The sequence below is a fragment of the Psychrilyobacter sp. genome, assembly GCF_037132775.1.
Taxonomy (GTDB): Bacteria; Fusobacteriota; Fusobacteriia; order Fusobacteriales; family Fusobacteriaceae; genus Psychrilyobacter.
In genome coordinates this window covers 1-15,846 of the sequence record NZ_JBAHZY010000137.1, presented here as the reverse complement: position 1 = coordinate 15,846, position 15,846 = coordinate 1, and the positions used below count along the sequence as shown (strand labels likewise).

Annotated in this window: 13 protein-coding genes; 3 read left to right on the top strand and 10 right to left on the bottom strand. The window is 29.3% G+C overall.

Annotated features, from left to right (window positions below; all coding sequences use genetic code 11):
- The first annotated feature begins 221 nt into the window (after positions 1-221).
- Positions 222-1,505, top strand: coding sequence for an NCS2 family permease (locus V5784_RS10015; RefSeq protein WP_336888873.1), 1,284 nt, complete (start codon positions 222-224; stop codon positions 1,503-1,505).
- Positions 1,506-1,602: 97 nt separating this feature from the next.
- Positions 1,603-2,238, top strand: a complete 636-nt coding sequence (locus V5784_RS10010) for an HAD-IA family hydrolase (RefSeq protein ID WP_336888872.1) — start codon at positions 1,603-1,605, stop codon at positions 2,236-2,238.
- A gap of 47 nt (positions 2,239-2,285) precedes the next feature.
- On the opposite strand, the gene V5784_RS10005 is transcribed toward V5784_RS10010, so the two are convergent.
- Positions 2,286-2,564: a helix-turn-helix domain-containing protein gene (locus V5784_RS10005; RefSeq protein ID WP_336888871.1), complete on the bottom strand. Its 279-nt coding sequence runs from the start codon at positions 2,562-2,564 to the stop codon at positions 2,286-2,288.
- 232 nt (positions 2,565-2,796) lie between these two features.
- Here V5784_RS10005 and V5784_RS10000 point away from each other — a divergent pair, with 232 nt between their 5' ends.
- The gene (locus tag V5784_RS10000; protein ID WP_336888870.1) at positions 2,797-3,141 is read left to right on the top strand and encodes a murein L,D-transpeptidase catalytic domain-containing protein; all 345 of its coding nucleotides are present in this window, start codon (positions 2,797-2,799) and stop codon (positions 3,139-3,141) included.
- Positions 3,142-3,292: 151 nt separating this feature from the next.
- On the opposite strand, the gene V5784_RS09995 is transcribed toward V5784_RS10000, so the two are convergent.
- From V5784_RS09995 to V5784_RS09955, 9 genes are all read right to left on the bottom strand, one after another.
- A complete protein-coding gene (locus tag V5784_RS09995) occupies positions 3,293-5,368 on the bottom strand; it encodes an alpha-amylase family glycosyl hydrolase (RefSeq protein WP_336888869.1) in 2,076 nt (691 codons plus the stop codon).
- A 90-nt stretch (positions 5,369-5,458) separates the two neighbouring features.
- A complete protein-coding gene (gene gltA / locus V5784_RS09990) occupies positions 5,459-7,699 on the bottom strand; it encodes an NADPH-dependent glutamate synthase (RefSeq protein ID WP_336888868.1) in 2,241 nt (746 codons plus the stop codon).
- A 767-nt stretch (positions 7,700-8,466) separates the two neighbouring features.
- Positions 8,467-9,213 (bottom strand): PHP domain-containing protein, encoded by a 747-nt coding sequence (locus V5784_RS09985; RefSeq protein WP_336888867.1) that lies wholly within the window; start codon positions 9,211-9,213, stop codon positions 8,467-8,469.
- Positions 9,214-9,332: 119 nt separating this feature from the next.
- Complete coding sequence (locus V5784_RS09980; RefSeq protein WP_336888874.1) at positions 9,333-10,025, bottom strand: tRNA1(Val) (adenine(37)-N6)-methyltransferase; 693 nt, start codon at positions 10,023-10,025, stop codon at positions 9,333-9,335.
- A 152-nt stretch (positions 10,026-10,177) separates the two neighbouring features.
- Complete coding sequence (locus V5784_RS09975) at positions 10,178-10,444, bottom strand: STAS-like domain-containing protein (protein WP_336888866.1); 267 nt, start codon at positions 10,442-10,444, stop codon at positions 10,178-10,180.
- Between the two features lie 12 nt (positions 10,445-10,456).
- On the bottom strand, positions 10,457-11,221 hold the full coding sequence (locus V5784_RS09970) for an exodeoxyribonuclease III (RefSeq protein WP_336888865.1): 765 nt from the start codon (positions 11,219-11,221) through the stop codon (positions 10,457-10,459).
- Positions 11,221-11,853 carry a uridine kinase gene (gene udk, locus V5784_RS09965; protein WP_336888864.1) on the bottom strand — a complete coding sequence of 211 codons (633 nt, stop codon included), beginning with the start codon at positions 11,851-11,853 and terminating at the stop codon, positions 11,221-11,223. The genes V5784_RS09970 and udk overlap by 1 nt, the downstream gene beginning before the upstream one ends.
- 84 nt (positions 11,854-11,937) lie before the next feature.
- Positions 11,938-13,668 carry a hypothetical protein gene (locus tag V5784_RS09960; RefSeq protein WP_336888863.1) on the bottom strand — a complete coding sequence of 577 codons (1,731 nt, stop codon included), beginning with the start codon at positions 13,666-13,668 and terminating at the stop codon, positions 11,938-11,940.
- Positions 13,669-15,134: 1,466 nt separating this feature from the next.
- Entirely contained in the window at positions 15,135-15,494 is a 360-nt protein-coding gene (locus V5784_RS09955) for an alanine:cation symporter family protein (RefSeq protein ID WP_336888862.1), read from the bottom strand.
- Positions 15,495-15,846 lie beyond the last annotated feature (352 nt).

Below are 15,846 nucleotides of genomic sequence, written 5' to 3'. Positions count from 1 at the left end.
CATATATGCTAAAATGTTTATATCCTTTTTTCATAAATTAACTCCTTTAATGTTTGTTGTCGTAACTACATTATATCGGTTTTTATGAAAAAAGGTCTTTTTTTATTTCAAGTGGTCGACTTGAAATGATTATACACCATTGAATTATAAATAAAAACCTCTTGTGTATAGCATGGGGTTTTTTATTTATAAAAATTATTTTATTAAAAAGGGAGAAAGAGATGGATTTTTTTCAATTAGAAAAACATGGAACAAACATAAAACAGGAGATAGTAGCTGGATCAACTACTTTTTTAACAATGGCTTATATTATATTTGTAAACCCAGGAATATTGAGTGAAACAGGGATGGATAAGGGAGCATTAATTACTGTTACTTGCTTGGCAGCCTTTATAGGAACCATGATAACTGCCCTTTGGGTTAATGCACCATTAGCTATGGCACCTGGGATGGGATTAAATGCATTCTTTACTTATACCTTGGTATTAGGAATGGGAACCACTTGGAATGTAGCCTTAGGAGTAGTATTTATATCAGGAATCATATTTTTATTACTTACAATGACTGGATTTAGAGAAAAAATAATAGATGCTATTCCTCTTCAACTTAGACTTGCAGTAGGAGCAGGTATAGGTTTATTTATTGCATTTATTGGAATGAAAAATTTAGGATTGATTGTAGCTAACCCGGCAACTTTGGTAGGATTAGGACCTCTAACTCCTACTGTAATCTTAGGATTGGTAGGACTTACAATAATGGGAGGACTGGAAATAAAACAGGTGAAGGGTGGACTTTTAATAGGAATAGTGGTAACTACTGTTTTAGGAATGGTTTTAGGGTATGTAGAATTACCAAACGGAATAATGTCTACTCCGCCGAGCATAGCACCTATAGCTTTTAAATTAGATATATTGGGAGCCCTAAAGGTATCCATGATAGCACCGATATTTTCATTTATGTTTGTAGACCTATTTGATTCAGTGGGAACTATTGTAGCTTGTGCAAATGAAGCTGAGATGATAGATGAAAATGGAAAGATAGAGAATGTAAGTAAGATATTAGAAGTCGATGCAGCAGCTACTGTAATAGGATCATTATTGGGGACGAGTACCACTACTACCTTTGTAGAATCAGCTGCAGGAATAGCTGAAGGAGGAAGAACGGGACTTACTTCTGCCACAACAGCAATTTTATTTTTCCTAGCGATGTTTTTTACTCCGGTGATAGGAGTAGTACCGGCATTTGCTACGGCACCGGCACTTATTATTGTAGGGATATACATGTTTAAAAATCTTATAGACATCGACCTACACAAGATAGATATAGCTATCCCAGCATTTTTAACGATAATCTTGATGCCGTTGACATATAGTATCAGTACAGGGATTACCTTTGGATTTATTTCATATGCAATTATAGAGATTATCTCTGGAAAGACTAAAACAGTAAAACCTACTATGTGGGTAATTGTTGCTTTATCTTTAGTAGAATTATTATCTAAATAAATTTATAAAATATATGGCAGTTTTAAAGGGTAATTCCTTTGAAACTGTTTTTTTTATGTGGTATAATTAGGTTATAAAATAGAAGGGAGGATTGATTATGAAAAAAACTATGTTTATATTCGATTTTGACGGTACCATAGCCGATTCTTTACATATGGGAATAGATCTATATAATAATCATATAGCTAAAAAACTCAACTGTAAAAAGATAGAAAAAAATGAAATAGAGGATTTGAAGGAAAAAAACACCTATAAACTGTTGAAAGATCATAATATAAATCTAATTAAACTTCCAATTCTTCTATTTAGATTAAAAAAATTAATGTCTGAAAAAATGGGTGAGATACCTCTTATAGATGGGATAAAAGAAGCTTTAATATCTTTAAATAAAATGGGATATAAGATAGGAGTATTGACATCTAACAATAAAAAAAATGTAGATAATTTTTTAAACTACTATGAGCTAAGAAATTTATTTGAATTTATCTATTCTGAAAAAAATATATTTGGAAAAGATAAAGCAATAAATAAAATGATAAAGATAGAAAAATTAGATAGGATCATATATGTAGGAGATGAAACACGGGATATAGAGGCGTGTAAAAAAGTCGGAGTGCCTATCATATCTGTGGGATGGGGTTTTAATACGTCTGTTAACCTAAAAAAACATAATCCAGATTACCTTATAGAAGATCCAAAGGGACTCCTTGAGATAGCAATGGAGTTGGAGTAGAAAAAGAAAAGATTAAAAGAGGAAAAATTAAAGTTCTCCCAATTTGTCTAGTTTTTTTTGAACCAATCCACCTCCATAGTTTTTTCACCTGTAATTTCATAAAATCTTTTTTGCTCTTTTTCTGAAAGCGCTATTTTCTTAGTATCATCATCTGTTTTGTCGAATATTTCAAATCCTTTACTTCTAATCTCCTCACTCCATCTAGTTATTTGAGATGGAGAAATCTCATATTCCTTAGCTATTTGTTGAAGAGTCTTTTGTTCAGACAAGGCTTCCAAGACAACTTTAAATTTAAATTTTGATGGATAACTCTTTCTCTTTTCCATAGCAGATCTCCCCCACAGTTTTTCTTTAATTATACAATATTTTTTTACTTAAGGTCTGCCACCTGTTGTACTGATTTACTCTACTATCTTACTGGTGTATATAATAGAAAAAAAAGATTTTATATTCCCTTCAAATAAAGAGGAAATTAACAAAAAATAATCTTATATCATTCATGTTATTTTTGTGGTAGAATTAATAACTACATAATTAAATTTAATATTTGGAGGTAAGATGAAAAAATTAATATTATTTATATCTATTTTTTTTGTTTATAGTCTAAGCTTTAGTGATTTTCTCAATAATGATCTATATAAAAAACTAGGTTCACCAAGATTAGATAAAAAAGTTTTAAATAGTATAGACTCCCTTCAAAGTTCAGTTGGATTTTTTAAAACTTCCACTACCTATACAGGCAAGAATGGGTATTCTATGAGATTAGATGGATTGGAAAAATGGATAAATGACAATGCCATGAGGAGAAATATAGTTATTCACGGGGCAAAATATGCTACAAAAGCATATATCAATAAATATGGTAGATTGGGCAGAAGTTGGGGATGCCCGGCTGTTGATTAGATCTCAGTAAAGATCTAATCAACAGTATCAAAGGCGAAAGTATTGTTTATATCAATGGAGATTTAAATAATTATCAGAAAAAAACAAAGTTTATGTAAATTTTTAAACCAAAAAGGCTGACTCAAAAGGGTCAAGTCTCTTTTTTTTGTTTCTATTCTCTGACTCCTAAAACTACCGTTGTGTTTGCTGTAATTATTAATAACCCATCTTCTACTACTATCTCTGTACTTTTTATTGGAATAATACCGGCATGTTTTGAATCTACCAAAATATCTACCCCGTGGGTAAACTCCTCATCTTTTAATTTTAAAGTTTCAAAGGAAGCATTGTGTATAACTAAAAAATTACTATATGGAATTCTCTCTACCCCAACTCCATAACTGTATTCTATGGTATTATCTAAGGTATAGGCTATTACCCTGTAGGCATTAAAATCATCTACTAAAATAAATTTTAACCCTTTTTTTATATTTTCTGAGGTTGAATATCTAAATGCATTGACACACCTTCTTAATTTTATTAGACCAGCACAATACTTATGGAGACCTTTAAACAGAATATGCTCCTTCCTATCCCACCTAATTTTATTCACAAAATCAGAAGAAGAATAACTATTTTCATGATAGTGAGTTATATTTCCAATATCATCATCTAAGTTTATAAATTCCGATGTATGGGCTCTATCTGATTCTGGATCTTTTGGCTGTTGTTTGGCTCCCAATGGCTTTGTAAGACCAATCTCTGTTCCACCTTGGATAATCACCTTCCCCTGGGAGGTAAGTAGCATTCCTAGACTGAATTTGGCCAGATGTATCCTTTCTTTCATCGTTCCATCATAGGATAAATTAATCTTATCCCAAAGGGTAAAACCGTCATGGATTGATAGATATTGCAAAGTTTCATTGGGAGAATATGCAAACCTATGATAGAGGTTTATACTCACTGATTTATTATAATAATCTATTATATTTCCTATAATTCCAGCTCTGCATACATCTGTAAAATCATAGTTTCCCTGGATAAACCCCTTTTCATGAATCTTTCCTAAGTAGGAATCTCTTGTACTATCATTAAAAACCCCTAAATTTATCCCGTGGGGATAGTTGGCTATATGCCCCTTTACAGGAGCTTCATTTAAAGGAAGATCTGTAAAATTCCAAGCTTCTCCCTGCAGTATTATATTATCTCCTACAGCTTTTCTAATCTCTATCATAGTCTCTATATCCATAAAGCCCATAAGATCAAATCTAAATCCATCTATTCCATATTCATCTATAAAAAAATTTATTGAATCAATAATTAGTTTTCTTACCATAGGATTCCGACTCTCCAAGGTAGCTCCTGCCCCTGTTCCTCCAGAAATACTTTCACCAAACATACGATAATAGGATCCTGGCGTTAAATTTTCAAATATATCCCAATTATAGGTATGATTATAAACTACATCCATGATAACTCCAATTCCATTTTCATGAAGTTTATTCACCAGATTTCGCAGTTCTTTGATTCGGCCATATGGATTCTCTGCATCTGCAGCTAGCCATCCCTCAAGTGTGAAATAATTATGCGGATCGTATCCCCAATTATACGATGATCCCAACTCATTATATTTTTTTTCCCCTTCATCCACAGTAAAATAATTTTGTATAGGTAAAAATTGAACATGGGTAACTCCTAATTCCTTTAAATGCTCTATCCCTTTGTCGTATTCATAAAAAGCCTTAAAAGTCCCTGCATCTCCCATATCTATGTCTATGGTAAAATCCCTTATATGAATTTCGTAGGCTACCATGTCTGTAGGAGACCCTAAATTAGATACTCCAATACTCGTAGGCTTAATTCCTGCGTCTTCTGAATCCATAGATACTATAGCACCCCTTCCTATATTATTTGCATCACGACCAGGTACAAAGCTTGCCATAGACTTAGCATAAGGATCTAGAGCATATTTTATAGTCCCATCCAAATGTTCCACTTTAAAATCATAAAAAAATCTATCCAGATTTGAATAACCTGTTTCCCTCTCCTTTAGAATAATACTCCAAACGTTATCCTCTAATTTGGACATATTTTTAGAAAAAATAAGCCTTTGTGAATCATATTTAGAATATAAATTCAAAATAATTTTTTTTATATTAGGAGCCCAAACTTTTATCTTTATAGTTCCATCTTCTTTAAAGGTAACTCCCAGATCATCATCTTTATATAAAAATTTTCTTAGATCCATATCCTTCCTCCTAATTTTTTAATAATCTATATAAAAGAAGCCAGTTTATACAAACTGACTTCTTTTTGTACTATAATTTATTCTAAAAAATTAATTTTTTCCTTTAATATATTCATCAATCTCATGGGCAGCATCTTTTCCTGCTCCCATAGCTAAGATTACTGTAGCAGCACCTGTTACGATATCTCCTCCAGCAAATACACCTTCTCTAGAAGTTGCTGTTTCTTTATTTTCCATCGTTTGGATTGTGTTCCATCTAGTTAGCTCAAGACCTTTAGTAGTTCCTGTTACTAGATCATTTGGCATAGTTCCAATTGACATGATAACTGTATCTGCCTCGATGATAAACTCAGAACCTACTATTGCTTGTGGTCTTCTTCTACCACTTTCATCAGCTTCTCCTAATTCCATCTTAATACATTTTAAACCTGCTACTTGTCCAGTTTCATCAGCTATTACTGCGACAGGGTTAGTTAATAAGTTGAATTCAATTCCCTCTTCCATTGCATGCTCTACTTCTTCCTGTCTAGCAGGAATCTCTTCTTCACTTCTTCTATAAACGATACGAGATTCTGCCCCTAATCTCTTGGCAACTCTAGCAGCATCCATAGATACGTTTCCTGCCCCTACTACAGCCACTTTTTTACCGATAGTTGTAGGAGTATGATAACCTTCCTTGTTTCCACCCATTAAGTTTACTCTAGTTAAAAATTCGTTAGCAGATAAAACTCCTACTAAATTTTCTCCTGGAATTCCCATGAATCTAGGTAGACCAGCTCCACTTCCAATAAATACAGCGTCATATCCTTCCTCTAATAATTCATCTACAGTAGTTGTCTTTCCTACTACTACATTTGTATGGAAGTTTACTCCTAATTTTTCGATTCTTCCAATTTCACCATTTACGATGTCTTTGGGTAATCTGAATCCTGGAATACCGTATGTCAATACTCCACCTAATTTATGTAATGATTCCAATACATCTACTTCATACCCTAAAGTAGCTAACTCTGCCGATGCTGCTAATCCTGCTGGTCCACTTCCGATTACTCCTACTTTTTTTCCATTTTTAGGAGTAGAACTTACTTCTAAATGCTTTAAACTCCAGTCTCCAACAAATCTTTCTAAAAGTCCAATTGCTACTGGTTCACTCTTTATACCAACTATACAAGCACCTTCACATTGTTTTTCCTGTGGACAAACTCTTCCACATACAGATGCTAACTTTGTATATTTAGCTAAAATTTCTGCTGATTTCCCAACTTCTACATTTTTTAATTCCCCAATAAATCCTGGAATATCAATGTTTACAGGACAGGCTGGTACACATCTAGGATTTTTACACTCTAAACATCTTTTAGATTCCCTCACTGCTTCATCTAAAGTAAGTCCTAAGTTAACTTCGTCAAAACACTTACTTCTAGATGTTGCCTCTAACATCCTTGGATGAGCTCTTTTCTTTGGATCTGTTACTTCTTCATGTTCAATAGGACAATTTTTATTTTCACCATGCTCTAATTTATTTTCTTTTTTCATTCTAAGTCTATTCTGTGCTTCGTCGAAGTCTACCTTATGACCATCAAATTCAGGACCGTCTACACAAGCAAATTTTACTTCTCCATCGATAACAACTCTACAAGCTCCACACATTCCTGTTCCATCTACCATCAATGGGTTTAAACTTACTGTAGTTGGTATATTTAATTCTTTAGTTAATAAAGCTACAAACTTCATCATGATCATAGGTCCGATTGCTACTACATGATCATATTTTTTATTTTCAGCTATTAATTTAGAAAGCATATCCGTTACTCTACCATGAAGCCCTTGAGAACCATCATCTGTACATATATATACATTTGGTGTTAAAGCTCTAAATTCATCTTCTAAGATAACATAGTCTTTATTTCTAGCTCCAATTATAACGTCTACTTCTATACCATGCTCTGAAAACCATTTAACCTGTGGGAATACTGGTGCGGTACCTACTCCTCCAGCTATAAAAACAATTTTTTGCTTTTTTAATGTTTCTATATCTTCATGGATAAATTCACTCATCTGTCCCAGTGGTCCAACTACATCTTGAAAATGATCTCCTACTTCAAGAGCCGCCATATCTTCAGTACTCTTTCCAACAATTTGATAGATTATAGTTATAGTTTTATATTTTCTATCGTAATCACATACAGTTAAAGGAATTCTTTCACCAAATTCATCCACCTTTACTATTAAAAATTCTCCTGGCATAGCCTTTTTAGCTAATTTAGGAGCTTTAATATCCATAAGTACAATATTCTCTGACAAATATTCTTTTTTCATTATTTCAAACATGATTTACCTCCAAATTAATTATTAAAAATACCTTTATTTATTTATTGCTTAATTAATATTAAGCTATCTTAAGCTTGTTTTTACTGGCCTCTCTAATATTTTCACATACTACACAATCGCGATTATATACGATCACAATCATTATTATAAAAAATATTTTACATTTTGATAATAGCACAATTCCCTGTTAAAACCAAACATTTTTTTCTAAAAAAGTTCTTTTTTTCTACATTTTAATGATTTTCTTCCTCTATTTTCATTGTTTTTTAAATAACTACATTTTTATTATTCTTCAGATTACATCTATAAAACTCTTAATCTCAAAAAAAATTATTTTTTTCATGAATTTTCTTCCTAACTTTCTATTTAATATGTTAATATGTTATTATTAATACTTTTAAGATTTTTTACCTTTATTGTATTTTAAATTTAAAATAAAAGCAGGTGTTATATATGAAAACTAAAGAACAATACGAAGAACAGATTATCAAATCACTGAACAAAGTTCCATTTGAGATGAAAAAAATTAAATTTCTCCTTTTTCTATCTAAACATATAAATAAATTAAGAAGAAGTAAATCAACGATATTAAAAATATTTTTTTTACTTTATAGTGTTATAGTATCTTTTCTTTATTTTTTGAAATAAATCTATAATCTCTATTTATTTTTATTTCCTGAATTATTAAATTGAATTGAACATAGAAAAAACTCCTCAGAATTTTGAGGAGTTTTTTAATTTAGACATTACCTTGGTCTGCTATTAATTTATTTCTTAAATGTATATTTAAGGTGTTTCCCTCCTATTCCAATAATTGAAGAGAGTTTCTTTGCTCTCTCTAAAATCTTTAACTCTTCAAAAATTTCATTATTTTCAAGTTTTGCATAGGATTTCATATCAAATCTAGTATGTGCATCACTTCCAAAGGTAGCTTTTAAATCGTATTTTTCCCTTAGATCTCTGGCTCTTAAATTTCTAACTTTATCCAAAGCATGATTATATGTCTCTATAGAGTCCACAACTTTTATTATTTCTTCTAAATATTTTTTATTTTTTATATAGTTTTTTTGTGCATATCCATTTAGATGGGGGAGAGAAGTGTGAGTTTTAAACTTTCTCAAGACTTCTATATAATATTCCCAAGATTTATAGGATTTTGCCATCCTATACTTATTTTTATAAGGTTCCAAATAAATTTTATAAAATTCCTCCAATTCCTTGGGGTTTTCAAAATAAGCTAATATCTCCATCCCATCTTCACAGCCTATCTCTATTGCAGGGATAGAATTTATACTTTCCTCTTCAAAGTATTTAACACTCTTTCTAATCTCATTATGATCCGTTATAGATATCAAATGATTTTTTTCTTTTAAAAAGCTTTTTAAAAATTTTATATCTATAAAACCATCTGAAGCTTTCGTATGTAAATGAAGGTCATAGTAGGTTCCGTTGTACTGTCCCTCCATTATAATTTTTCTTTTAAAAAATTCATCTAATTTATCAAATTCAATCATGAGTATCCCCTCCTTTTTTTAAGTATACTCTGTAAAAATATAAAATTCAAAATTATTTTATTTTTTAAAAAAAATATAATAAATAAGGGATGATAAGTTTTTTTATCATCCCTTATTTATTATATTTTCCCAAACATCTTCAATATTTCTTCTGTATAAGATCCATCCTTATTATTAATATAAAGTGGCGACTGGATTACTAAACCTGCTTCAGCACCCTTTAACCCTTCAACTAATATGATTTTAGCAGCCTTATTCCTTGTTGTATGACAAAACCTTATTCTTTTAGGCTCTATCTTATATTTCTTCATAAGTTCTAAAATTTCTATCAATCTATCTGCTCTATGCACCATGGTAAAATTTCCTCTAAATTTTAACAAATAACTCCCAGCTTTTATTATATCTTCTAAATTAATTAAAATTTCATGTCTTGCATAGGTCAACTGATCTAAGTCATTCAGCTGATTTTTATCTCCAGTAAATCTAAAAAATGGTGGATTAGTTATCACTGCATCAAAACTCTGATCTGTAAATTGTGATTGTATGTTCTTTATATCACCTTTCACTACCTCTACCTGATATTCTAATTTATTAAGGATGATATTCCTGCATGCCAAATCTACAGAGATATCTTGGATTTCTATCCCTACTATCTTAGCATTAGTCCTCTTTGACAGGAGCATTGGAATTACACCATTTCCTGTCCCTAAATCCATTATATTTTTCCTTCCTTTGTTTATAGTCAAAAAGTTAGATATCAATACTGAGTCAATAGAAAAATTAAAATAATCATTCCTTTGTATTATTTTCATATCACTATATTTTAAGAAGTCTATAATAACTTCATTCTCATGATTTTTACTTATTTTTTTATTTTTTTTATCATCTTGTTTTGTCATCTTTTATCATCACCTATTTATTATAATTTACTTTACAAAAAATAAAGTCTAGGAGATCCTAGACTTTATTTTTTATTCATATCTTTAATTAATTTAGATAACATCTCTTTTATTCCTGTATCTACATTTCTAAATCTAATGTTATTTTGGATAGATTCAAATCCTTTTTCTTCAACTATTTTTCCCACTGTATTTTCTAAAAAATCATAGGTAGTTTTTTCGATTGCTTTAAAGTCTAATGTTATTTTCACATCTCTTTTTAAGTTGTTCATAATATTTAAATAAAGTACCTCTGCATCTTGGTCTATAAAATTTTTAACAACTATTACCATTTCACATCACTCCTATTCTATTGATACCCTTAATACAACAGGGCAATGATCAGATCCCATTACATCATTTAATATGACAGCATCCTCTATATTATTTACAAATGACTCATTAACAATATGATAATCTATTCTCCAGCCAATATTTTTTTCCCGACCTTTAGATCTATAAGACCACCACGAATATTTAGTTTCTTCAGGCTTAATATACCGAAAAGTATCTATATAACCACAGTCTAAAAATTTAGTCATCCAATCTCTTTCTTCAGGCAGGTATCCTGGATTTTTTTCATTTTTTTTAGGATTAGTCAGGTCAATTTCCCTGTGTGCTACATTTAAATCGCCACATAAAATTATATTTTTCCCTAAATCAACCAGTTTGTTGCACCTTTCCATTATTGCAATATTAAATCTTAATTTGTAATCTAACCTTCTTCCCTCACTCTGACTATTGGGAAAATAACAGTTAATTAAATTAAAATCTTTATATTCTAATTCTATATATCTACCTTCAAAATCAAATTCTTGAATATCCATATTTCTAATATTCAAAGGTTCTACTTTTGTATATACCGCAACTCCTGAATATCCTTTTTTTTCAGCTGAAAAAAAATAAGTTTTATATCCATCTATCTGGGTTAGTCTTGCCTCTAATTGCTCTATTTGTGCCTTTGTTTCTTGAATACATAAAATATCAGGACTTTCTTTTAATACCCACTCCACAAAACCTTTTTTTTGAATTGCTCTTATCCCGTTGACATTCCAAGAATAGATATTCATTAACTCAAGCTTCCTTTTTCAAGATACCTCTTTAGTTTAGCTATAATCATGTTTATAGCTATCTTATTCTCTCCACCCCTAGGTATTATCACATCAGCATATCTCTTAGAAGGTTCACAAAATTCTAAATACATTGGTTTTACAGTCTCTAAATATTGTTTTTTTACTGAATCAAAGGTTCTACCTCTTTCGTGAATATCTCTTTCAATTCTCCTTAAAAGCATCTCATCTGTATCAGTATCAACAAATATTTTTACATCCAACATATCTCTTATCTCTGGGATAGACAGGATCAAAATCCCCTCTATTACAACTATCTTAGATGGGTTTATTTTTACCATCTTTTCTTTTCTTGAATGAGTTTTAAAGTCGTATATAGGTCTGTCTATAGCCTTTCCATCTTTTAAATCCATCAAATGTTTTCTCATAAGGTCAAATTCTATAGACTCAGGATGATCAAAATTGACTTTTGCCCTCTCCTCTATAGATAATTCCTTTAATTCTTTATAATATGCATCTTGTTCAACCAATACTGCATCTTCTGACTTAAATGCCTTTATCAGGTTATGAGCAACTGTCGTTTTTCCAGATCCACTTCCCCCTGCTACTCCTACAAAAATACAGTTATTCACGGTAGCCTCCTTTAAATATAACTTTGATAATTATACCCTATCTCTTATAAAATATCAATGATGATTCTTTTAATCACTTATAAATTATAATCCTTTTTCTTTCTTTAATATTTTCAATATATAAATTTTTTCTATTGATTTAAATATTTGCTGGTGAATTGGCATAAATTTTTCTATATTTGAATCTAATTCAAACATTTTTTTTGCTTTTATTAATAATTCTTCTTTTTCCTTTTTTTCCATCTTTTCATATAGTTCTGACAAAACTTTATAGATTGGATTGTTCAAATCAACCTCTTCATCCACCTTTGATTTAGGAGGTTCTACTATCTCAGCATCTATTATCTCTAGATGGGATTGTTTATCCTTGGTTACCTTAGATATTTTGAGTTTTCCTTTCATTTTAGATGTTTTTATATCTTCCAAAAGATCTTTATCACCTTTTACATTTTTTAAGATCCCATTGATATAAGCCACTAAAGTTTTGGATATATCAATTTTTAAATTTGAATATAAGATATCTAAAATATGTATTGTTACCTTTTCACTCTCTTCATTATACAATTTTATAATTTTATTCTCTGCTCTTTTATTCCAATTTTTAGAAACAAATATATTTCTTTTTGCCTTGGATATAGCTTTTTTAGTAGCTTCAGAAACTTCATTTATATCTTTAATAATTATTCTCTGAACCTCATTGGGCATCTCTAATTTAATTTGTTTTTGTACTGAATTTTTCAGGACTTTTTTCTTTTTTCCCTTTAAAATATAATCGGAAATATGACATTCTCCATCTTTATCCACATTGTACTTAAATCTATAGGAATAACTTTTTTTTTCTTTCAGAGGATGTACTTCATAGGTTAGAAGATAACCTTTTTCCACTAAAGTATCAAAAGATTTATTTATTCTTTTCATCACTTGTTTCATCTTACTCACTTCATATTCCTTGACTTCTCCAGTTTTTAACACCTTTCTTATCGTACTCTTTAGGGTTAATGGAATTATAGTTGCTAAAGTTTCTATCCTAAATTCACCTTCAGTATTCGCAAATCTTTTCATACTTAAAAACAGATATATTTTTTCTGCAGCTCTATCCGATTTTCTCAAAATATTCAGTTGGTGTCTATCAAAAATAGAGTAATGTTTTATCCTCAATTCCTCTATTATTCTATAGTCTAATCTCACCTTATAGTAAACTTTCATCTTATTTGTTTTTATATTTTTTTCCTTAAATTTTTCATACTTCACCAAATTAAGGGGTTCTTTATAAACCTCTCTGATTATATTCCCTGCAGCTTTTTTATTTCTGATCATTATTTTATATGTCGTTGCCTGTAAATTATATAGAGTTTCTTCCATCTTTCTATAATATTTCATAGAAAACTTTAATCCTAAATAACCTATAACTTCCTCGATATTAAAGGTGATATACTCCTTTGTAGGATCATCAGGTAAAATTTCTTGAAACTTATATAAAATAAAATAAAATACATTTTTTTCAAAATCTGAAGGCTGTTGATTTCTTATTCCTTCAAAATTGTCCGTACTCAAAGAGGAACCAAATTTAATTCCTGCATTAGCTATTTCATACACCAAATTTACATTTCTTTGCCTTTTCGATGTAAAAAATGGTAAAATTATGAATAAAAAAGGGTGATTAATCGTATCTCTTATATCCATATCTTCCAAATATAAAGATACTGTTTTAGTCGGGATTGTTTTAGGTTTATAACTTTTAATATCTATACTAAGATCATCTTTGTTCCCTATCTCTAATATTTCTAATAGAGACTCTTGTTTCTTATCAGACATTTCCACCCCACCTTATCATCATTTTCAATTTATAATTTTATCATCCTTTACAGGTTATAACATTTTTTCATTGTTTTTTCAAGTTTTATTTTTATCATCACTTACTATTTATAATTCCATATTTTCTATAAAATATACTTAACCAATGTTTTATTAGGCTTTATTATAATCCTTTATTTACTATAATTTATCACCGTCAGTAAATATAGGCATTTACTATTCATCCCTTATTATTTATAATTTATCTTTTAACTTGTCTTCCTCTATCCCTCAATAAATACTAGACTTCTTTATCATCACTGTATTATTAACTTCATTTAAACCTAATAAATAAAAGGTTAATAATATAATCCCTTATTTATTATATTTTATTTTGTTATTCTCTCTAATAAAATTAGACCTATATTTATAATCCTTTGTTTATTATATTTTATTGATTTTTCCTTTTAATGTGTAAAATTTTCTTTTTCCCATTATTTTATTGACTTAGTTTATAATCACTAATAAAATATATTTAGTAATTATTTTAACATCCTTTATTTATTATAATTGTATTTTTCAACTATCCTTTATTTTTAAAGGCTTAGAATTGACTTTAAATATTTAAAGTCAATAAAATATAGCTTAGATATATAATCCTTTACTTATTATAATTTCTTATTATTTTAACTTTTTTTTAGCCCAATAAAATATAGCTTTCTTTATAATCCTTTATTACACATAAAAATATAGTCTTTAATATTTAGGGTTAGTTATACAATCCTTTATTTATTATAAATATAAATAATATTTTTCTTTTTATCACCCATATTTATTGATCTAGAGACAATTTATCTTTTTTTATAAAAAGCTCTACATAATACATAAAACAATAATACATAAAACAACTATAAATCTTAAAGGATAGTTTTGTTTGTTATTGAAATTATTTTTAAAAACTTCCTGGACATAATCTCCTTATCAAAATAATAAACTATTTGATTGATATAGGAATTTATTTGCTGAGAGAATACTCTATATAAAGAAATAACTATAAGTTACCATAGAGATGTAAGATGTCTCTCATTGCAAATTACATCTCTTAACTACTTAGAATAGGGTATATTCATATCGAGTGCAAAATTACCTCCCTAAGCCACTCTAGTACTATCTCTATGTTTGAATTAATTCTTTCTTCTTTCTCTTATTCTTAAAAATATAGAAATTTATTGGAAGATTTATTACTCTTATTAATCCTAAAGGATTTTAAGCAATAAGGAAGATATGGATTTATGTACGTAATATTAATATTTAAATTAGTCTAAAAGATAAATTTAAATTCCTTTAAATCTTTTTTTTATACAATTTTTTCGATTTATAATTTAAACTTCGCCTTTTGATTTCAAAATTTATTTTTATAATTTCCTAGATAAATAAAATAAGGCAGAGAAATTTTCTCTGCCTTAAAAAGTGTCATCGCGATCTTTTTAACTCATTATCCATTTTTTCTTGGATAATACATTTAATTCATAATCATCCAATGAATCCAAACATTCTCTTCTCAAAATAAATAAAGCAGTTAAATTAATAATTCCCATAAACCCTAGTCCCAGATCAGCTAAAGACCAGACTACGGCACTTTGGCTTACTCCTCCAAATAATATCATGATTAAAACTAAGACGTTATATCCTGTCTTCAGATGATTTTTATCACTGATATAACTTAAATTTATTTGGGCATAATATCCTATTCCTAAAATTGTACTGAATGAAAACAAAAATAAGATCAAGGCTATAAAGTTTACCCCAAAAGTTCCAAAATGATAGTTCATAGCCCCTTGTATCAATTCTAACGGTTTTCTAATCTTATATTTAATAAGTGATGATAAAGTAAGTTTTGTTTTATTTGATTTTTGATCATTTTCTATAAGTTAGTATATTATCTTAGAATAGACAATGTTGATGTAGAAAGAACAAACTTAACAAGTTACCATAGCTTTCCTTCCTTTGATTTTTTTGATATTTTTTCCGTTTCCGATCTTTTTAAGGCATCCATAATTTATGGTGGTCGTGTTTGTCAAACAGTTTATGAAAAAACTTAAGCAATTTTTTGAGTACCAAAATATACCTTAGCAGGTGTTTCATAATCTAAAGAACTATGTCCTCTATCGTTATTATAAAAATTAATATACCTTTTTA